This window comes from Variovorax sp. GW821-FHT10C12, from assembly GCF_059415405.1.
In genome coordinates this window covers 2,035,975-2,053,648 of sequence record NZ_JBWKNE010000001.1, presented here as the reverse complement: position 1 = coordinate 2,053,648, position 17,674 = coordinate 2,035,975, and the positions used below count along the sequence as shown (strand labels likewise).

The following is a 17,674-nucleotide window of genomic DNA, read 5'->3' as shown; positions in this document are numbered from 1 at the left end:
GTTTCCGCTGTCCTGCCTGGAGCCGTGAGCGCCGACACCTTCTGGAGCGCGTTGGCGCTGGTCCTGGTGATCGAAGGCATCCTGCCTTTCGTCTCGCCGGGCGGGTGGCGGCGCGGCTTCAGCCAACTGCTGCAGCTGCGCGACGGCCAGCTGCGTTTCTTCGGTCTTTGCAGCATCCTGCTGGGTTTGGTACTCCTTTGGGTTCTGGGGTAACGCGGGCCCGGTAGAATCCCGGTTTAACCACGCCCCCGATCCCCATGTCCGCCTGGGTCCTCCCGGATCACATTGCCGATGTGCTGCCCTCCGAGGCGCGCCACATCGAAGAACTTCGACGCCAGCTGCTCGATACCGCCCGTGGCTATGGCTACGAGCTGGTGATGCCGCCGCTGCTCGAGCACCTGGAGTCGCTGCTTTCGGGCACCGGCGAGGCGCTCGACCTCCAAACCTTCAAGCTTGTCGACCAGCTCTCCGGTCGCAGCATGGGCCTGCGTGCCGACACCACCCCCCAGGTGGCGCGCATCGATGCCCATCTGCTGAACCGCGACGGCGTGGCCCGGCTGTGCTACTGCGGCCCGGTGGTCCACACCCGGCCCGACCGCCCGCACGCCACCCGCGAGCCGCTGCAGTTCGGCGCCGAGATCTACGGCCACGCCGGCCTGGAAGCCGACACCGAAACCCTGCTGCTGGCGCTCGACTGCCTCGACGCCGCCGGCCTGCGCGACGGCGTGATCGTCGACCTGGCCGACGCCCGCATCGTGCGCGCGCTGTTCGCCGGCGTGCCGGTCGATGCCGCCGCGATCGCCCGCGTGCACGCCGCGCTGGCCGCCAAGGACGCGAGCGAGCTGCAGGCGCTCACCAAGGATTTCCCCGCTGCGTCACGCGACGGCCTGCGCGCCCTCGTGGGCCTGTACGGCGATGTGGCCGTGCTCGACGAGGCCGCGAAGGCCCTGAAGGGCACGCCCGCCGTGGCGGCTGCGCTGGCCGACCTGAAGCAACTTGCGGCTGGCCTGAACGGCACGGCAGGGCGCCAGATCAGCTTCGACCTGGCCGACCTGCGCGGCTACGCCTATTACAGCGGCATGCGTTTCGGCATCTACGTGCCGGGCGCGGCCGACTCGCTGGTGCGCGGTGGCCGCTACGACGAGGTGGGCGCCGTGTTCGGTCGCAACCGTCCGGCCGTCGGTTTCAGCCTCGATGTGCGCGAACTCGTCGGCGTGCTGCCGGCGCGTCCGCTGCGCGCTGCCATCCGTGCGCCCTGGAGCGACGCGGCCGGCCTGCGTCAGGCGATTGCCCAATTGCGCAAGGCCGGCGAAACGGTAGTCTGCGTGCTGCCCGGCCACGGCAGCGAAATCGATGAATTCCATTGCGACCGCGAGCTCGTCGAGCAGGCTGGCCAATGGAATGTCCGAGCGATCTGAATTTTTGAAGTAATGGAACGAGCATGAGCGTAACCACCGGAAGAAACGTGGTCGTCGTCGGTACCCAGTGGGGCGACGAAGGCAAGGGCAAGCTGGTTGACTGGCTGACGGAAAGCGCCCAGGGCGTGGTCCGTTTCCAGGGCGGCCACAACGCGGGCCACACGCTGGTCATCAACGGCGTGAAGACCGCGCTGCACCTGATCCCGAGCGGCATCATGCGGCCCGGCGTCAAGTGCTACATCGGCAACGGCGTGGTGCTGTCGGCTGCCAAGCTCTTCGAGGAAATCGAAGGCCTGGAGAAAGCCGGCGTCGAAGTGCGTTCGCGCCTGCGCATCAGCGAGGCCTGCCCGCTGATCCTGCCGTTCCACGCCGCGCTGGACATCGCGCGAGAGGCCTACCGTGAAAAGGGCGGCATCGAGAAGATCGGTACCACCGGCCGCGGCATCGGCCCGGCCTACGAAGACAAGATCGCCCGCCGCGCGCTGCGCGTGCAGGACCTGAAGCACCCTGAGCGCTTCGCGGCCAAGCTGCGCGTGCTGCTCGAGCTGCACAACCACGTGCTGACCCAGGTGCTGGGCGCGCCCGCCATCGACTACGACACCGTGTTCGACGAGGCCATGCGCCACGCCGTGCTGCTCAAGCCCATGATGGCCGACGTGTCGCGCGAACTGAACGACGCTCACAAGGCCGGCGCCAACCTGCTGTTCGAAGGCGCGCAGGGCACGCTGCTCGACGTCGATCATGGCACCTACCCGTACGTCACCTCGAGCAACTGCGTGGCCGGCAACGCCGCCGCCGGTTCGGGCGTGGGCCCGGGCATGCTGCACTACGTGCTGGGCATCACCAAGGCCTACTGCACCCGCGTGGGCGGCGGTCCGTTCCCCACCGAGCTCGACTGGGCCACGCCGGGCACCCCCGGCTACCACATGAGCACCGTGGGCGCCGAGAAGGGCGTGACCACGGGCCGCAGCCGCCGTTGCGGCTGGTTCGACGCCGCACTGCTCAAGCGCTCGGCGCAGGTCAACGGCCTGTCGGGCCTGTGCATCACCAAGCTCGACGTGCTCGACGGCCTCGAGAAGCTGGAGCTGTGCACCGGCTACGAACTCGACGGCGAAATCACCGACATCCTGCCGATGGGCGCGGACGAAATCGAGCGCTGCACGCCGATCTACGAAACGCTCGAAGGCTGGACCGAAAGCACCGTGGGCGTCACGCAGCACGACAAGCTGCCGGTCAATGCGCGCCTGTACCTGCAGCGCATCGAACAGATCACGGGCGTGCCGATCCACATGGTGTCGACCAGCCCTGACCGCGACCACACGATCATGATGCGCCATCCTTACTTGGCCGACTGAAGAGGAAGAAAAGACCCATGTTGACCGAAGACGGCAAGCATCTCTACGTCAGCTACGACGAGTACCACAACCTGATCGAGAAGCTCGCGATCAAGGTGCACCAGTCGGGCTGGGAGTTCGACACCATCCTGTGCCTGGCGCGTGGCGGCATGCGCCCGGGCGATGTGCTCTCGCGCATCTTCGACAAGCCGCTGGCGATCATGTCGACCAGCTCCTACCGCGCCGATGCCGGCACGATCCAGGGCCATCTCGACATCGCCCGCTACATCACGACCCCCAAGGGCGAGATCGCCGGCAAGGTGCTGCTGGTGGACGACCTGGCCGATTCGGGCCACACGCTGCACGCCGTGATGGACATGCTGCGCAACAACTACCAGCCGATCACCGAGCTGCGCAGCGCGGTCATCTGGACCAAGGCGCTGTCGACCTTCACGCCTGACTACTCGGTCGAGTTCCTGGCCACCAACCCGTGGATCCACCAGCCCTTCGAGGGCTACGACTCGCTCGGCGCCGAGAAGCTGATCGAGAAGTGGTCGGTCTGACGACCGGCCCTGGCTCCACCGGCCGGCGCGCTCAGCTGCTGCTGCAGCTGCCGCCGCCGGGGGTGTCGAACATCGCGGTGTAGCGCCGCTGCATTTCCTCCGGCGTCAGCTTCTCGATGCTGTGACCTACGTTCCACCGGTGACCGAAGGGGTCGCGGAAGACGCCGGAACGCTCCCCATAGAACTGATCCTGCGGTGCCATGTCCAGCGTGGCCCCCGCGGCGACCGCGCGCGCGACCACCTTATCGGCGTCGTCCACGTGCAGGTGCAGCGAGACCGCGCTGCCGCCGAGCGCCTTGGGCGAGCGGATGTTGAATTCGGCGAACTCGTCCGAGATCATCAGGATCGCGCCGTTGTGAAAGTCCAGCTCGACGTGCCCGATGCGGCCGCTGGGCTCGGTCAGTCGAAAGATTTCCTTCACTTCGAACACGTGGCAATAGAAGTCGACGGCGGCGGCGGCGTTGTCGACGCAGAGGTACGGAAACAGCTCGTGGATGGCCATGGCGGGACCTGCCTTTCTTTCTGGAATGGGTGTTGAAACGGGGGCCGTGGCGCCGATTCTGCGCAGCCGCGGCGCTAGCGTCTTGAAGGAATTTGACCTGCCACACTGACAGCCGGCACATGGCGGGGCGAGGCCGCCCCCGTCTGCCGCCAGGCCTGCGGCGACAGGCCGGCCAGCGCGGAGAACTCGCGGCTCAGGTGCGCCTGGTCGCTGTAGCCCGCGGCGAGCGCGATGTCGGCCCAGGCGCGCGCGGGATCGTCAGCGGCCAGCGCCAGCACGCGATCGAAGCGCATCACGCGGGCGTATTCCTTGGGCGCGAGTCCGACCGCCGCGCGGAACAGCGCGATGAAGCGCCGGTGGCTGTAGCCGCTGTGCGCCACCAGCGTGGCGATCGACGCGGGCGCGTCGCGCGTCATCTGCCCCAGCGAGGCGGCCACGGCCGGGTGCAGGCCGCGCGGGCTGGTGCGGGGCAGGGTGGCCGCGGCCAGGCGCCGGGTCAGCAGGGCCTCGAACACGTCCAGTTGCCGGGCCGGGTCGTCGGACGATGCATGCAGCTGTTCGAGCGCGTCGGCGGTCTGCCGCTCGCCCCACAGCGCGTCGAGCGGCGTGTGGCGACCACTCAGAGCGTCTTCAGGTGCGCCGAACAGCAGCCGGGCGGCACCGGGGTGCAATTGCGCGCCGACCGAGCGTGTAGCCACCGACACATCGCGCAGATAGAACGCGGCGCGCGCACCGCCGACGATGGCATGGCCGACCGTGTGGCCGCGCAGGTCGCGTGTGTCGTCGAAGAGCCGCAGCGGCGGCCCCGAAAGCCGGAACACCAGGTGCATGCCGCCCGTGGGCAGCACGTGCTCGCGGGCGCCGGTGCGTGATTCGGGTGTGCCCTCGGGCGCCGAGGCCCACAGCAGCCGCAGGAAGGGCCGCAGATCAGGGGACGGGGGCCGCGTCAGCTGCATGGCGCGACGGGCCCCGGCAAGGGCGGGCGGGTGAGCATCGGCGCATTGTGCGCCGAGGGAACCGCTCCGGCCCAGGCTGCTTACTTGCTCGTTGCGAGGCGCTTCTGGATGTTGGCTGCGCGATCGCCGGAAGACGGGTGCGAGCTGAGCATCGAGCTCTTGCCGCCGTCGAGCTTGGCCAGCTTCTGGAACGCGGTGACGAGGCCTTCGCGCTTGAGCTTCTGCGTGGTCAGCAAGTCGAAGGCGTAGTTGTCCGAGTCGGTTTCCTGCGACTGCGAGAACTGCGCGTTGACCAGCTTCTCGGCGAAGTCGCCGATCTGCGAGGACGACAGCTGCGTGATCGCCGCATTGCCGGTGGCGCTGGCGATGCCGCGCGCGGCCGACACGGCGTAGGCGGTCTGCATGGCCTTCTTGCTGTGGCCCAGGGCGACGTGGCCGATCTCGTGGCCGATGATGCCGCGCAGCTCGTCGTCGTTCATGAGGTCCATGAGGCCGCTGTAGACGCGGATGCAGCCGTTGCCCATGGCCCAGGCGTTCACGTCCTTCGTGAGGTAGACCTTGTAGCTGGCGGGCTGGCCGCCGATGGTGGTGGGCAGGCCCTGGCGCACGCGCTCCAGGCGCTTGCTGTAGGCATCGGCGGGTGCCGCGACCTTGGAGCTCTTGTCGAGCTCGGCGCAGGACTGGTTGGCCAGTGCCTGCACGTCGCCGTCGGTGAGCGACATGGCCTTGAAGGCACTGCCGCCGGCGCCCGCGAGCGCGTTCGAATCCAGGTTCTTCATGCCGCCGCAGGCGGACAGGGCCGCAGCGGCCGTGATGGTGATGAGCAGATGACGCATCGAGAAAATCCTCCCTTTATTTTCGGAGGGGCAACTCTATCCGCAATGCGCAGGCGCTCCGGCCAAGGCCGTCGACATCGCACGGAGAATGTCACGGCCGTCGAGGGTTCCTCGCGGGGCGCTAGCATCGGCACATGAGCAAGCCTTCCACGACCCTGATCCACCATCCCTACACGCCGCCGGCCACCTTCGCTGCGCCGCAGCCCGGCGTGTTCAAGGCCTCGACCGTGTTCTTCGCCGACGTTGCCGCCATGCGCGCGCGCGACTGGAAGACCAAGGCCGGCTACACCTACGGCCTGCACGGCACGCCCACCACCTTCACGCTCGAAGAACGCCTGGCCACGCTCGAAGGCGGCACCGAATGCCTGCTCGTGCCGAGCGGTCTGGCCGCGATCTCGCTGGTCTCGTTCGCGTTCCTCAAGACCGGTGACGAGGTGCTGATTCCCGACAACGCCTACGGCCCCACCAAGGCGCTGGCCACGGGCGAGCTCGCCAACTTCGGCATCACGCACCGCCTGTACGACGCGATGAATCCGTCCGACCTCGAAGCCAAACTCTCGCACCGCACGCGGCTGGTGTGGCTCGAAGCGGCCGGCTCGGTGACGATGGAATTCCCCAACCTGCCGGCGTTGGCCGAAATCTGCCGCGAGCGCGGCGTGATGACGGCGCTGGACAACACCTGGGGCGCCGGCCTGGCCTTCGCGCCTTTCGATTTCAACGGCACGGGGCAAGGCGTAGACGTGTCGGTGCACGCGCTCACCAAGTACCCGAGCGGCGGTGGCGACGTGCTCATGGGCAGCGTCGTTACGCGCGACGAGCGCTTGCACCGCGCGCTCAAGCTCACCCACATGCGCACGGGTTTCGGCATCGGCGTGGGCGACGTCGAAACGCTGCTGCGTTCGCTGCCGAGCATGGCGCTGCGCTATGGCGCACATGACCGCGCCGCGCGCGAGCTGGCCGGCTGGCTCAACGGCTGCGAAGAGATTGCGCAGGTGCTGCACCCCGCGCTCGAGGATTCGCCGGGCCACGCCAACTGGCGCGCGCTGTGCGGTGCCACCGACCTGGCCGCGGGCCTGTTCTCGGTGGTGTTCGACGAGCGCTTCAGCACCGAGCAGGTCGATCGCTTCTGCGACAGCCTGAAGCTCTTCCGCCTCGGCTATTCGTGGGGAGGCCCGATCAGCCTCGTCGTGCCCTACGACATCGGCCTGATGCGCGACGCCAGCGTGGCCCGCTGGCCCTACAAGGGCACGCTGGTGCGTTTCTCGGTCGGCCTGGAAGACGTGGACGACCTGCGTGCCGACCTGCAACAGGCATTGCTGCAGATGTAAGCAAAGCGCCAGGCCCGGGCCGCCGCCGGGCTGGGAGTGCACCGTTATCGCTTACAGTAGGCCGAATCGCAGTCACCCTGACTGCCTCGCCTGAAGGAAAAGCAGTGGCAACACCCAATTACGGCTACGAGAAGCGCCAGAAAGAGCTGGCCAAGAAGAAGAAGAAGGAAGAAAAGCTTCGGGAGAAGGCGAACCGCAAGCTCAGCCCGAGCAGCGACGGGCTGGCTCCCGGAGATCCGGAAACCGACGTGGCCTCGCTCGAACGCGATCCTCCCACGGTGCCTGAGTTGCCGACCAAGAACGGGTGATTGCCCGTTTCTTGCACCCCCGGACATAGAAAAGCCGCAGCAGGCGAAGGCCTGCTGCGGCTTTTTCTTTGGTCGCGCGAGGGCGCGTTATTTGGGCAGCAGCTTGCGCAGCTCCGGCCAGACGTTGTCCAGGATCTGCGGCTGCGCCGCGGCGGTCGGGTGGATGCGGTCGGACTGGAACAGCGTCATGGCGTCGGGCGCATCGGCCACGCCCTTGAGCAGGAACGGCACCAGCGCCGACTTCGTCGTGCCCGCCACCTTCGCGAACACCGCCTCGAAGCGCCGCGTGTAGTCGCCGCCGTAGTTCGGCGGCACCTGGATGCCGACGATCAGCACCCGCGCGCCCGCGGCCTGCGCGGCCTTGGTGATCTGCAGCAGGTTGTCTTCGGTGTTGGACAGCGGCAGGCCGCGCAGGGCGTCGTTGGCGCCCAGCTCCAGCACCACGTGGCTGGGCTTGTGCTGTGTCAGCAGGGCGGGGAAGCGGGCGCGCCCGCCGGAGCTGGTGTCGCCGCTGATGCTGGCGTTGACCACCGAGGCCGCGATCTTCTGCTGCGCAAGCCTTTTTTCCAGCAAGGGTACCCAGCCTTCGCCGCGCTTGAGGCCGTACTCTGCGCTCAGTGAATCACCGAGCACCAGGATCACCGGCTTGCCGGCCGGTGCCTGGGCTGCCGCAGCCGTCCATGCCCCCGCGCTGCCGAGCGCGGCGGTGGTCAAGATAAAGTCACGTCGATTCAAAACGAAAAGCCTTTCATGTCCCAACCCCCGTCTGATGCCATTGTCGCCGTCGAGCATGTCTTCAAGTCCGTCACCGACTCGGCCGGCACGCTGGACATTCTGCAGGACATCCATTTCACCTTGGGCGCGCGGGAAACCGCCGCCATCGTCGGCGCCTCGGGCTCCGGCAAGAGCACCTTGCTGTCGATCATTGCCGGGCTGGACACGCCCACGCGCGGCACCGTGAAGCTGGCGGGCGACGACATCTTCGCCATCGACGAGGACGAGCGCGCCGCGCTGCGCGCCCAGCGCGTGGGCTTCGTGTTCCAGAGCTTCCAGCTCCTGGGCAACCTGAGCGCGCTCGAGAACGTCATGCTGCCGCTGGAGCTGGCCAACCGCAAGGACGCGCGCAAGGCCGCCACCGAGATGCTGGGCCGCGTCGGCTTGGGCCAGCGCCTGGGCCACTACCCCAAGGTGCTGTCGGGCGGCGAGCAGCAGCGCGTGGCGCTGGCGCGGGCCTTCGTGGTGCAGCCGGCCCTGCTGCTGGCCGACGAGCCCACCGGCAGCCTCGACTTCGCCACCGGCGAGCAGGTCATGAAACTCATGTTCGACCTGAACCGCGAGCTCGGAACAACGCTGGTGCTGGTCACGCACGACCGCGGCATCGCCTCGCAGTGCGAGCGGCGCATCACCATCGAGGCCGGGCGCGTGGCGCTCAACGAAAAAACGCCAGAATCGACCGTCGCTCAGGCCGCCTGAGCCAGCAAAAAAGACAGCGCCCGGCTCCCGCGGCGCTCCCCTGAACACAGAGGAGAGTTCATGACCCAGCTTCCCCCCGAAGCCATTGCCGCCCTCGAGCGCGGCAACCTGATCGAAGCCATCAAGATCGTGCGCGATCGCACCGGCATGGACCTCAAGTCGTCCAAGGAGGCCGTCGAGCGCTATGCCAACAGCGGTGCGGTCGCCGCGGGAGCGCCGGCCGACTGGCAGGAAGGCGACTGGGGCCGGGGCGACGCAGGGGGCGAGACGGGCGGCATGCAGGGCAACGGCCCCGCCGCGGTGCCGGCCGCTGCGCTCGCGGCCCTGGCGCGGGGCCAGAAGGTCGAGGCCGTGCGCCTCACGCGCGAAGCCACCGGTCTGGGCCTGGCCGAGGCCAAGCAGCTGGTCGAGGCGCACCAGAACCCGGCCGCCGGCGACTTCGGGCACCTGCCGTCGAGCGCGGCGGTGAATCCGATGGCCGAGCCGGGCCGGGTGTCGGGCGGCGGCTTCAAGTGGCTGCCCGTGATCGTCGTGCTGCTGATCGCGGCGGCGGCGTGGTCGTATTTCAAGGGCGCCTGACCTCGTGATCGTTCCCCAGTTCTGGGCCGAAGGCCGCATCCAGGAGCGCGTGGCCGGCCGGCAGGTCACGGTGCGCCGCTTCGGCTGGTCCGACGACAGCCCGCTGGCCGCGCAGGCCCATGCCGACCAGCGCACGCGCGAGGCCTATGACCGCATCGTGGTCGACGGTGAAAAGCTGGAGCGCCGCGAACGCAAGCTGGCCTACAACGGCGCCAATGGCGTGCCGATCCGCGAGGAGATCGTCGAACGCCAGGGCGACAGCGTCGTCACCCGCAACGGCTACGGCGCGCGCTGCCTGAACACGCCCGACGTGCTGTTCGTCGACGTCGACTTCGAGAACCAGGGCGCGCGCGGCAGCGCACGCGGGCTGACGGTGATCGGCGCGGCGTTCATCGGTGCGATGGTCGCGGGCTACGCCACGCGCTCGGCGATGGCCGGCGTGGCCGCCTTCATGCTGGTGGCGGCCTTCGGCTTCTGGCGCGCCCACAAGGAGGGCCTGCCCGTGGTCGAGGACAAGAGCGACCCGCTGGCGGGCGCACGGGCGCGTGTCGAGCGCTTCATTCACCAGCATCCCGACTGGCACCTGCGCCTGTACCGCACGCCGGCCGGGCTGCGTGTGCTGGCCATGCACGATGTCTTCGCACCGTCCGACGCCGCCGTGACCGACGTGTTCCAGACGCTGGGCGCGGACAAGGTCTACGCGCGCATGTGCCGCAACCAGAACTGCTTTCGCGCCCGCCTGAGCGCCAAGCCATGGCGCGTGGGCATCGGCGAACACCTGCGCCCGCGCCCGGGCGTCTGGCCTGTGTCGCCCGACCGGTTGCCCGCGCGCGACGCCTGGGTGGCGCGCTACGAAAAGGCGGCCGAGGGGTATGCCGCCTGCCAGTACCTGGGCAGCGTGGGCAACACGCTGAAGGTGCACATGAACGCCCTGGTGGTGCAGGAACTGCACGACGAACGCACCCGCGCGAACAGCGGTTTGCCGCTGGCCTGAGGGCGAGGGCGCCGCGCCCTCGATAATCGGCACATGTCTTCCCCCAAAGTGATCTTCGGCTTCCATGCCGTGGGCGTGCGCATCAAGACCGCGCCGAAATCGGTGCTCGAAGTGATGTTCGACGCCAGCCGGCGCGATGCGCGCATGAAACAGTTCATTGCGCGTGCGCAAGAAGCCGGCGTGCGGCTGGTCGAGGCCGACGGCCTGCGGCTGTCCAAGCTCAGCGGCAGCCACGGCCACCAGGGCGTGGTCGCGCGGGTCGAGCCCGTGGCCCAGGTCCGCTCGCTCGACGAGCTGCTCGAAGGCCTCGAGGAGGCCGGCACCGTGCCCCTGCTGCTGGTGCTCGACGGCGTGACCGACCCGCACAACCTCGGCGCCTGCCTGCGCGTGGCCGACGGCGCCGGCGCGCACGCGGTGATCGCGCCCAAGGACCATGCGGCCGGCATCAACGCCACCGTCGCCAAGGTGGCGAGCGGCGCGGCCGAGACGGTGCCGTACTTCATGGTGACCAACCTGGCGCGCACGCTCAACGAGCTCAAGGAACGCAGCATCTGGTGCGTGGGCACCAGCGACGACGCGCCGGGCACCATCTACCAGAGCGACTTCAAGCGCCCGCTGGCGCTGGTGCTGGGCGCCGAGGGCGAGGGCATGCGCCAGCTCACGCGCAAGACCTGCGACGAGCTGGTGAGCATTCCCATGGCCGGCGCGGTCGAGAGCCTGAACGTCTCGGTGGCCAGCGGCGTGTGCCTCTACGAGGCGATGCGCCAGCGCGGCGGTTGAGCGGGGGCTAGCGGGCCACGGGCCCGCTGCCCTTGCGGTGGAAGTACACCAGCTCCGCCGCACGCCGCATCGGCGCCGTGCCGAGCAGGCGGTTGAACATCCAGTCGCTCTGGAAGTGGTCGAAGGCCCAGCGCAGCGTGCGCTTCATCAGGAAGCGCGGGTAGCCGCGCACGAACCACGTCGCGGGGTCGTCCGCCTCGCCGCGCACGAAGCGCGCCACGGCCTCGCCGGCGCGCTCGCCGTGCTGCAGCGCCGTGTGGATGCCGCCGGCCGTCACGGGCGACACCATGCCCGCCGCATCGCCCACCAGCAGCGCCCGTTCGCGGGCCACCACCGGCAGCACGCCGCCGCAGGGGATCATCCCGGCGCGCACGGCGACCGGCGGCGCGTCGCCGGGCGACACCACGGAGGCGATCTTGCGCAGCAGCGGGTCCAGGCGCAGTGCGCCCGTGTCGTGGCGCCTCATGCGGCGCGCCAGGCCGATCTGGCTCACGCCGACGCCGTCGAGCGCCCAGCCGATGTAGCCCGGCGCGAGTTGTTTGTCGATGAAGCAATGCAGCAGGTCGGGCGCCATGCGCGCGCCCTGGTACTCGTGCTCCACGCCGTAGAGAAAGCGCGTGTTGCGCGACAACCCCAGCGCCTTGGCGACGCGCGAATGCGGACCGTCGGCGCCCACGAGGTAGGTCGCGCGGATGCACGGGCCCTGCGCCACTGGCACCTCCCAGCGCCCGTTCGCCCACAGCGCTTGCTCGAACAGCGTGCCCAGTCGCACGTCGACGCCGCACGCCCGGGTGGACTCCACCATCCAGTCGAGCAGCGCGGGCGCGTCGGTGGCCCAGAACCAGTAGCCGGGCGCGTGCAGGTCGACGTGATGCATGTCGGGCGCGTACAGCCGCACGCCTTCGATGCGGCGCACCAGCGCGGGCGGCACTTCGGCCAGCCACGGCACGCTGTCGACCGCGTCCTTGACGATGATCCCGGTGGTGTGCAGCTTGGCGCCGGCGGCGGCCTTCTTCTCGAGCACCATCACGCGCAGGCCGGCCTTGGCGGCGGCGCGCGCGCAGGCCAGCCCGGCAAAGCTCGCGCCGATGACGAGCAGGTCGACCTGGGTGCAGGCCGTACCCGGGTCGCTCACGAAGGCCAGTGCGGGGCAGGGCGCGGCCGACGAGGATGGCGCGTGGGGAGAAAAGAGACAGGAAGAAGAGGCGTGCATGGGAGGCTGACTTGCAATGCGCACCACGGGCTGTGGTGCGCCTGCGAAGTTAGCGACGCCATGTGCGCCGGGCGTGAAGCCTGTGTGAACTGCTTTGTGAAGGCGTCAGGCCCGTTCAGGACGGGTCTTTGCTGCGCGTGCGACCCACCGCGCTGAAGATGCCGATGCCCAGCAGGATCAGCGCACCGATGCCGATGTAGAGCGTGGGCACGCCGGCCACCGAGGCGCCCCAGGCGACCCCGGCCAGGAAGATCAGAAAGCCGATCATGTAAAGCGCAAAGGACATCGTGCGGCTCCGGTAGCTGAGATGCCTTGCAGTATCCCGACGCACCCTGTTGCCCGGACCGGCCTGAGTCGTCTCTGCGTGTGGGAGCTTGCCTACCGCAATCAATCAGGGACGGCGACCAGCAGGTAGCGGCAGGCGGTGGGCCCCAGCGCCTTGAAGACCAGCGGCCGGTCGACGCCGAAGTCCAGGCAGTCGCCGGGGGCGAGCTCGAAGCGCTCGTCGCCGTAGTCGACCTGCAGTGCGCCCTCGAGCATCCACAGGCTCTGCCGATACGGCGTGCCACTCCATCGCGGGTAGCCGACCTGCGCGGCGCGCGGCAGCTCGACCTCGACCAGTTCCACGCCGCTGCCCGCGCCGCGCTCGGCGACCTGGCGGCGCAGGTAGCCTGCCTCGGGGTCGCGCCAGACCTCCTGCGCGGCCCGTTTGCGCAGGCGTTGCGGCTGCGCCTTGTCCTCGGTGAGAAGCTGCGCCAGCGAAACCCCGAGGCCGGCGGCCAGCTTGCCCAGCAGCACGGCGGTGGGGCTGCTCTGCGCGCGCTCGACCTTGGAGATCATCGCCTTGCTCACGCCCGACAACCCGGCCAGGTCCGCGAGGCTGAGCCCCTGCGCCTGGCGCAGCGCCAGCAGCCGGGTGGCGATGAGCGCGTCGATGTGGCCGTCGGCCGGCGCCGGCGAGGGGGTGGAAGGTGAGGTGTTTCCCATATGAGATTATTATTCTCTTATATTGAACGACAGAGAAACACCATGCGTCTCATCGCCTGCACCGAAGAAGCCCATTCAGGCGCCATCCTGGCGATCCTGAACGAGGCCATCGTCAATTCCACCGCGCTGTACGACTACAAGCCGCGCACCCCCGAGAACATGGTGACGTGGTTCGCCGCCAAGCGCGCCGGCGGCTTTCCCGTGATCGGTGCGGTGGACGACAACGGCAAGCTGCTGGGCTTCGCAAGCTACGGCACCTTCCGTGCCTTTCCGGCCTACAAGTACACGGTCGAGCACTCGGTGTACGTCGATGCCGCGCACCGCGGCGAGGGCCTGGGCCGCACGCTGATGGAGGCGATCGTGGCCGATGCGATCGCGCGCGAAGTGCATGTGATGGTCGGCGCCATCGACGCCTCGAACGCCGGCAGCATCGCGCTGCACGAGCGCCTGGGCTTCACGCATTCAGGCACTGTGCGGCAGGCCGGCTTCAAGTTCGGCCGATGGCTCGACGTGGCGTTCTACCAGCGCATCCTGGCGACGCCGCTGAACCCCGTCGACGGTTGAGATTCAGGCCGGCGTTTCGGCGCTGGCCCGGTCGAGCATGTCGATGGTGCCCGCGTCCAGCTTGAGCTGCGTGGCCACCACCAGTTCTTCGAGCTGCGCCAGCGAGGTCGCGCTGGCGATCGGCGCGGTCACGCCGGGCCGTGCGATCTGCCAGGCAATGGCGACCTGGCCGGGCTTGGCGTTGTACTGCTGGGCCACCTTGTCCAGCGCACCGAGGATGCGCAGGCCGCGCGGGTTCAGGTACTTCTTCGTGGTGGTGCCGCGTGCGCTTTTGGCCACATCGGCCTCGGTGCGGTACTTGCCGGTGAGAAAGCCCGCCGCCAGCGCATAGAAGTTGATCACGCCCACTTCGCGCTTGAGGCACAGCGGCTCCAGGGCCTCTTCGAACACCGCGCGGTCGTACAGGTTGTACAGCGGCTGCAGGCTCTCGTAGCGCGCGATGCCCAGGCGCTCCGACACGTCGAGCGCCTCGGCCAGCCGCGGCGCCGTGTAGTTCGAGGCGCCGATGGCGCGCACCTTGCCCTCCTTGATGAGCGCGTCGAAGGTGCCCAGCGTGTCTTCGAGCGGCGTGTTGGCATCGTCGTCGTGCGACTGGTACAGGTCGATGTAGTCGGTCTGCAGGCGCTTGAGCGACGCCTCGACGGCCTCGCGGATGTAGGTGGGCGACAGGCCCACCTTGCCTTCGCCCATCGGCTTGCCGACCTTGGTGGCCAGCACCAGGCGGTTGCGCTTGCCGCTGTGCTTGAGCCACTTGCCGATGATCGTCTCCGACTCGCCGCCCACATGGCCCGGCACCCAGGCCGAGTAGACGTCGGCCGTGTCGACGAAGTTGAAGCCGGCGTCGAGCCAGGCGTCGAGCAGCTTGAACGAGGTCGCCTCGTCGGCGGTCCAGCCGAACACGTTGCCGCCGAAGGCGAGGGGAGACACCCGGAGGGTGGAACGGCCGAGCGGACGAAGTTGCGACATGGCAGAGGGCTCCTGAAAGAAAAAGTATGCAGAAAGGAAAACGGCTCAAACGAAGCCTACCGCGCCCAGCGCCGCGCCGCAGCCCAGCAGCCACAGCAGGTGGATGCGCGTGCGCCAGACCACCAGCGCGGCCACGCCGCTGAGCAGCCACAGGTGCCAGGCCGGCACGCCGCTCGACTGGTTGCCGCCGGCCAGCACCCAGCCGGTGGCGATGAGCAGCCCGACCACCACCGGCGCCATGCCCTGCTTGAAGGCGCGCACTTCGCGGCGCGTTCGGTTGCGGTGGCCCCAGCGCGTGGCGACGTAGGTGAGGGTGGTGCTCGGCAGCATGATGCCGACCATGGTGACCATCAGGCCGAAGAAGCCGAGCAGCCAGGCCATGGGCCCGGCGCCGATGCCGCCGCCCGCGTTGAGCCCGACATTCCAGCCCATCAGCGCGACGAACAGCACGTTGGGCCCCGGCGCGGCCTGGGCGATGGCGACCGAGGAGGTGAACTGCGCCTCGGTGAGCCAGCCGTGCTGCACCACGAGGTAGCGGTGCATGTCGGGCACCGTGGTGATCGCGCCGCTGATCGACAGCAGCGACAGCAGCAGGTACTGGCCGAAGAGGGCCAGCCAGTCGTGCCATTGCATGACGATGGTGATCATGAACGCACCTCCGTGCTGCGCACTGCGGTGCAAGCTTGCTTGGGGCGGCCCGGCGCGGCGCTCATGGCGCAATCTTTCGCCAGGTCCACACGCAGGCCACGCCGCCCACCGCGAGCAGCACCCACCCCAGCGGAATCTTCAGCAGCGCGATGGCCGCGAACACCAGCGCCACGAACGCGAGGCAGGTCGCAAAGCCCAGCGGGTGCTTGCGCAGCTGCGGGATCAGCTTGATGCCCGTGGCGGCGATGAGCCCGCCCGACACCGCGCCCATGCCGCGCAGCGCTGCCGCCACCTGCGGGTTGGCGGCGTAGTGAGCGTAGAGCACGGCCAGCGCGAGGATCACGAACAGCGGCACGGTGAGCATGCCGGCCACAGCGGCCACGGCACCGCGCAGGCCGAAGTAGCGGTCGCCGATCATCAGCGCGAGGTTGATCACGTTCGGCCCCGGCATCACCTGCGCCACGGCCCAGTCCTCGAGGAACTGGTCGGGCGTGAGCCATTTCTTCTTCTCGACCATCTCGCGCTGGACGATGGCGAGGACGCCGCCGAAGCCCTGCAGCGCGAGCCAGGTGAATGAAACAAAAAGGTCGCGTGGCGACGCGGGCTGGGGGTGGTCGGGCGGCGATGCCGCGGCGGGGGCGGACGGATGCATGTGGAACGATTATCGTAGGCGCACTGCTTCACCGGGACCCGACGCCATGCTCATGCAACTTCGCGCACTCTTCGATCTCTGCCGGCGCGCCTTCGCTTCCTGGTCCAACGACTACGCCCCGAGCATGGGCGCGGCGCTGGCCTACTACACGGTGTTCTCGATCGCGCCGCTGCTGCTGATCGTGATCGCGGTGGCCGGCCTCGTCTTCGGGCAGGAGGCCGCGCGCGGCGAAATCTTCGCGCAGCTCTCGGGCCTCATGGGCGAGCAGGGTGCGGCGGCGGTGCAGGGCATGCTGCAGGCGGTCAACAAGCCGACCGAGGGCATCGTGGCCACGGTGGTCGGCATCGCGCTGCTGATCGTGGGTGCGACCACCGTCTTCGGCGAGCTGCAGGACGCGCTCGACCGCATCTGGCGTGCCCCCGCGCGCACCCGCAACAAGGGCGTCTTCAACATGCTGCGCGTGCGCCTGCTGTCGTTCAGCATGATCATGGGCATCGGCTTCCTGCTCATGGTGTCGCTGGTGGCGAGCGCGGCGCTGGCTGCGCTCGGCAAATGGTGGTCGCCGGTGTTCGGTGCCTGGGCCACGCTGGCGCAGGTGGTGAACTTCGTCTTCAGCTTCGCGATGGTCACGGTGATCTTCGCGATGATCTACAAGATCATGCCGCGCGCCAAGGTGCAGTGGCGCGACGTGTGGGTGGGCGCGGCGGTGACGGCGCTGCTGTTCACCGTGGGCAAGCACCTCATCGGCCTGTACATCGGCAAGAGCAGCGTGGCCTCGGGCTACGGCGCGGCCGGCTCGCTGGTGGTGGTGCTGGTGTGGGTGTACTACTCGGCGCAGATCTTCCTGCTGGGCGCCGAGTTCACCTGGGTCTATGCGCGCACCTACGGCTCGATGAAGGACGCCATCGGCGAGCCGGCAGGGCAGGCGTCGCCGACGCGCGACGTGCCGCTGCCCGCGCACGTCGACGCTGCTTAGCCGGCGAAGCCGCCCTCGTCGAGAAACTTCTGCTCTTCCGGCGTGGACGTGCGACCGAGCATCCGGTTGCGGTGCGGAAAGCGCCCGAAGCGCGCCACGATGTCGCGGTGCAGCACGGCAAAGTGCTGCGTGCTGGCGTCCTGCGTGGCGTTGAGTTCGACCGAACGCTCCTGCTCGGCCAGCACCTCCGAGTGCATGAAGGGCAGGTAGAAGAAGCGCTGCATCAGAGCGTCAGCCTGCTGGTCGAAGCCGGCCTCGACGGCGCGGCGCGCCACGGCCAGCGCGAGGCCGTCGGTGGCGAGCATGTGCGGGTTCTGGCGCCAGGCGTTGCGCGGGAACTGGTCGAGCAGCACCAGCAGCGCCAACGCGCCTTCGCCGGTGTCGGCCCAGTGGTCGAGCCGGCCACTGGCCGCGGCCTGGTGGGCGGCGGCCAGCCGGTCGATGCAGGCGGCATCGAAGGCATCGCTTTTCGCGAACCAGCGCTCGGGGCCGGCATCGCGCCAGAAGGCGACCACGTCGTGTGCGGAAGGAAGGGTGTCGTCGGAAATCATCGTTGCATTCTCTTGCACAGGCGTGCGAAGAAGGGGCGCTGGCCGA

23 protein-coding genes are annotated in these 17,674 nt (G+C 68.9%); 12 read left to right on the top strand and 11 right to left on the bottom strand.

What is annotated here, in order from left to right:
* Positions 1–24 precede the first annotated feature (24 nt).
* The 4 genes from AC07OH_RS09885 to AC07OH_RS09870 are packed head-to-tail and all read left to right on the top strand — an operon-like array spanning position 25 to position 3,315.
* On the top strand, positions 25–213 hold the full coding sequence (locus AC07OH_RS09885) for a DUF2065 domain-containing protein (RefSeq protein WP_062480756.1): 189 nt from the start codon (positions 25–27) through the stop codon (positions 211–213).
* A 44-nt stretch (positions 214–257) separates the two neighbouring features.
* Positions 258–1,418 (top strand): ATP phosphoribosyltransferase regulatory subunit, encoded by a 1,161-nt coding sequence (locus tag AC07OH_RS09880; protein WP_447744891.1) that lies wholly within the window; start codon positions 258–260, stop codon positions 1,416–1,418.
* Positions 1,419–1,441: 23 nt separating this feature from the next.
* On the top strand, positions 1,442–2,773 hold the full coding sequence (locus tag AC07OH_RS09875) for an adenylosuccinate synthase (protein WP_101490073.1): 1,332 nt from the start codon (positions 1,442–1,444) through the stop codon (positions 2,771–2,773).
* A gap of 17 nt (positions 2,774–2,790) precedes the next feature.
* Positions 2,791–3,315, top strand: coding sequence for a phosphoribosyltransferase (locus AC07OH_RS09870; protein ID WP_062480750.1), 525 nt, complete (start codon positions 2,791–2,793; stop codon positions 3,313–3,315).
* Between the two features lie 31 nt (positions 3,316–3,346).
* Here AC07OH_RS09870 and AC07OH_RS09865 read toward each other — a convergent pair whose 3' ends face one another.
* The 3 genes from AC07OH_RS09865 to AC07OH_RS09855 all read right to left on the bottom strand — a co-directional run bounded on the left by AC07OH_RS09865 (position 3,347) and on the right by AC07OH_RS09855 (position 5,609).
* Positions 3,347–3,817, bottom strand: coding sequence for a VOC family protein (locus AC07OH_RS09865; protein WP_495300480.1), 471 nt, complete (start codon positions 3,815–3,817; stop codon positions 3,347–3,349).
* Positions 3,818–3,891: 74 nt separating this feature from the next.
* Entirely contained in the window at positions 3,892–4,773 is an 882-nt protein-coding gene (locus tag AC07OH_RS09860) for a helix-turn-helix domain-containing protein (protein WP_495300479.1), read from the bottom strand.
* Positions 4,774–4,853: 80 nt separating this feature from the next.
* The gene (locus tag AC07OH_RS09855) at positions 4,854–5,609 is read right to left on the bottom strand and encodes a M48 family metalloprotease (protein WP_495300478.1); all 756 of its coding nucleotides are present in this window, start codon (positions 5,607–5,609) and stop codon (positions 4,854–4,856) included.
* A 134-nt stretch (positions 5,610–5,743) separates the two neighbouring features.
* Between AC07OH_RS09855 and AC07OH_RS09850 the strand changes: the two genes are divergently transcribed.
* Together AC07OH_RS09850 and AC07OH_RS09845 are read left to right on the top strand one after the other, a co-directional pair.
* Positions 5,744–6,937, top strand: coding sequence for a PLP-dependent transferase (locus tag AC07OH_RS09850; RefSeq protein ID WP_492743810.1), 1,194 nt, complete (start codon positions 5,744–5,746; stop codon positions 6,935–6,937).
* A 104-nt stretch (positions 6,938–7,041) separates the two neighbouring features.
* Positions 7,042–7,245, top strand: a complete 204-nt coding sequence (locus AC07OH_RS09845; RefSeq protein WP_055796387.1) for a hypothetical protein — start codon at positions 7,042–7,044, stop codon at positions 7,243–7,245.
* Positions 7,246–7,332: 87 nt separating this feature from the next.
* On the opposite strand, the gene AC07OH_RS09840 is transcribed toward AC07OH_RS09845, so the two are convergent.
* Complete coding sequence (locus tag AC07OH_RS09840; protein ID WP_495300477.1) at positions 7,333–7,959, bottom strand: arylesterase; 627 nt, start codon at positions 7,957–7,959, stop codon at positions 7,333–7,335.
* A 36-nt stretch (positions 7,960–7,995) separates the two neighbouring features.
* On the opposite strand from AC07OH_RS09840, the gene AC07OH_RS09835 reads away from it, so the two are divergent.
* The 4 genes from AC07OH_RS09835 to rlmB are packed head-to-tail and all read left to right on the top strand — an operon-like array spanning position 7,996 to position 11,071.
* Positions 7,996–8,718 (top strand): ABC transporter ATP-binding protein, encoded by a 723-nt coding sequence (locus AC07OH_RS09835; protein WP_095947226.1) that lies wholly within the window; start codon positions 7,996–7,998, stop codon positions 8,716–8,718.
* Between the two features lie 60 nt (positions 8,719–8,778).
* Positions 8,779–9,297, top strand: coding sequence for a ribosomal protein L7/L12 (locus tag AC07OH_RS09830; RefSeq protein ID WP_489058377.1), 519 nt, complete (start codon positions 8,779–8,781; stop codon positions 9,295–9,297).
* Between the two features lie 4 nt (positions 9,298–9,301).
* Positions 9,302–10,291, top strand: coding sequence for a hypothetical protein (locus AC07OH_RS09825; RefSeq protein ID WP_159276532.1), 990 nt, complete (start codon positions 9,302–9,304; stop codon positions 10,289–10,291).
* A 33-nt stretch (positions 10,292–10,324) separates the two neighbouring features.
* The gene (gene rlmB, locus AC07OH_RS09820; RefSeq protein WP_070060993.1) at positions 10,325–11,071 is read left to right on the top strand and encodes a 23S rRNA (guanosine(2251)-2'-O)-methyltransferase RlmB; all 747 of its coding nucleotides are present in this window, start codon (positions 10,325–10,327) and stop codon (positions 11,069–11,071) included.
* Positions 11,072–11,078: 7 nt separating this feature from the next.
* Here the strand turns inward: rlmB and AC07OH_RS09815 are convergent, their stop codons facing one another.
* The 3 genes from AC07OH_RS09815 to AC07OH_RS09805 all read right to left on the bottom strand — a co-directional run bounded on the left by AC07OH_RS09815 (position 11,079) and on the right by AC07OH_RS09805 (position 13,271).
* Positions 11,079–12,284, bottom strand: a complete 1,206-nt coding sequence (locus AC07OH_RS09815) for an NAD(P)/FAD-dependent oxidoreductase (protein WP_495300476.1) — start codon at positions 12,282–12,284, stop codon at positions 11,079–11,081.
* 115 nt (positions 12,285–12,399) lie between these two features.
* On the bottom strand, positions 12,400–12,570 hold the full coding sequence (locus AC07OH_RS09810) for a SoxR reducing system RseC family protein (RefSeq protein WP_143605928.1): 171 nt from the start codon (positions 12,568–12,570) through the stop codon (positions 12,400–12,402).
* A 101-nt stretch (positions 12,571–12,671) separates the two neighbouring features.
* On the bottom strand, positions 12,672–13,271 hold the full coding sequence (locus AC07OH_RS09805) for a helix-turn-helix domain-containing protein (RefSeq protein ID WP_095745637.1): 600 nt from the start codon (positions 13,269–13,271) through the stop codon (positions 12,672–12,674).
* Positions 13,272–13,313: 42 nt separating this feature from the next.
* On the opposite strand from AC07OH_RS09805, the gene AC07OH_RS09800 reads away from it, so the two are divergent.
* Entirely contained in the window at positions 13,314–13,835 is a 522-nt protein-coding gene (locus tag AC07OH_RS09800) for a GNAT family N-acetyltransferase (protein WP_495300475.1), read from the top strand.
* Positions 13,836–13,838: 3 nt separating this feature from the next.
* Here AC07OH_RS09800 and AC07OH_RS09795 read toward each other — a convergent pair whose 3' ends face one another.
* The 3 genes from AC07OH_RS09795 to AC07OH_RS09785 all read right to left on the bottom strand — a co-directional run bounded on the left by AC07OH_RS09795 (position 13,839) and on the right by AC07OH_RS09785 (position 16,101).
* A complete protein-coding gene (locus AC07OH_RS09795) occupies positions 13,839–14,801 on the bottom strand; it encodes an aldo/keto reductase (RefSeq protein WP_495300474.1) in 963 nt (320 codons plus the stop codon).
* A gap of 45 nt (positions 14,802–14,846) precedes the next feature.
* Positions 14,847–15,449 carry a chromate transporter gene (locus AC07OH_RS09790; protein ID WP_495300473.1) on the bottom strand — a complete coding sequence of 201 codons (603 nt, stop codon included), beginning with the start codon at positions 15,447–15,449 and terminating at the stop codon, positions 14,847–14,849.
* 61 nt (positions 15,450–15,510) lie between these two features.
* Entirely contained in the window at positions 15,511–16,101 is a 591-nt protein-coding gene (locus tag AC07OH_RS09785) for a chromate transporter (RefSeq protein WP_495300472.1), read from the bottom strand.
* Positions 16,102–16,147: 46 nt separating this feature from the next.
* Between AC07OH_RS09785 and AC07OH_RS09780 the strand changes: the two genes are divergently transcribed.
* Positions 16,148–17,077: a YihY/virulence factor BrkB family protein gene (locus AC07OH_RS09780; RefSeq protein ID WP_495300471.1), complete on the top strand. Its 930-nt coding sequence runs from the start codon at positions 16,148–16,150 to the stop codon at positions 17,075–17,077.
* On the opposite strand, the gene AC07OH_RS09775 is transcribed toward AC07OH_RS09780, so the two are convergent.
* Entirely contained in the window at positions 17,074–17,628 is a 555-nt protein-coding gene (locus AC07OH_RS09775; RefSeq protein ID WP_495300470.1) for a DUF924 family protein, read from the bottom strand. The genes AC07OH_RS09780 and AC07OH_RS09775 overlap by 4 nt on opposite strands.
* Positions 17,629–17,674 lie beyond the last annotated feature (46 nt).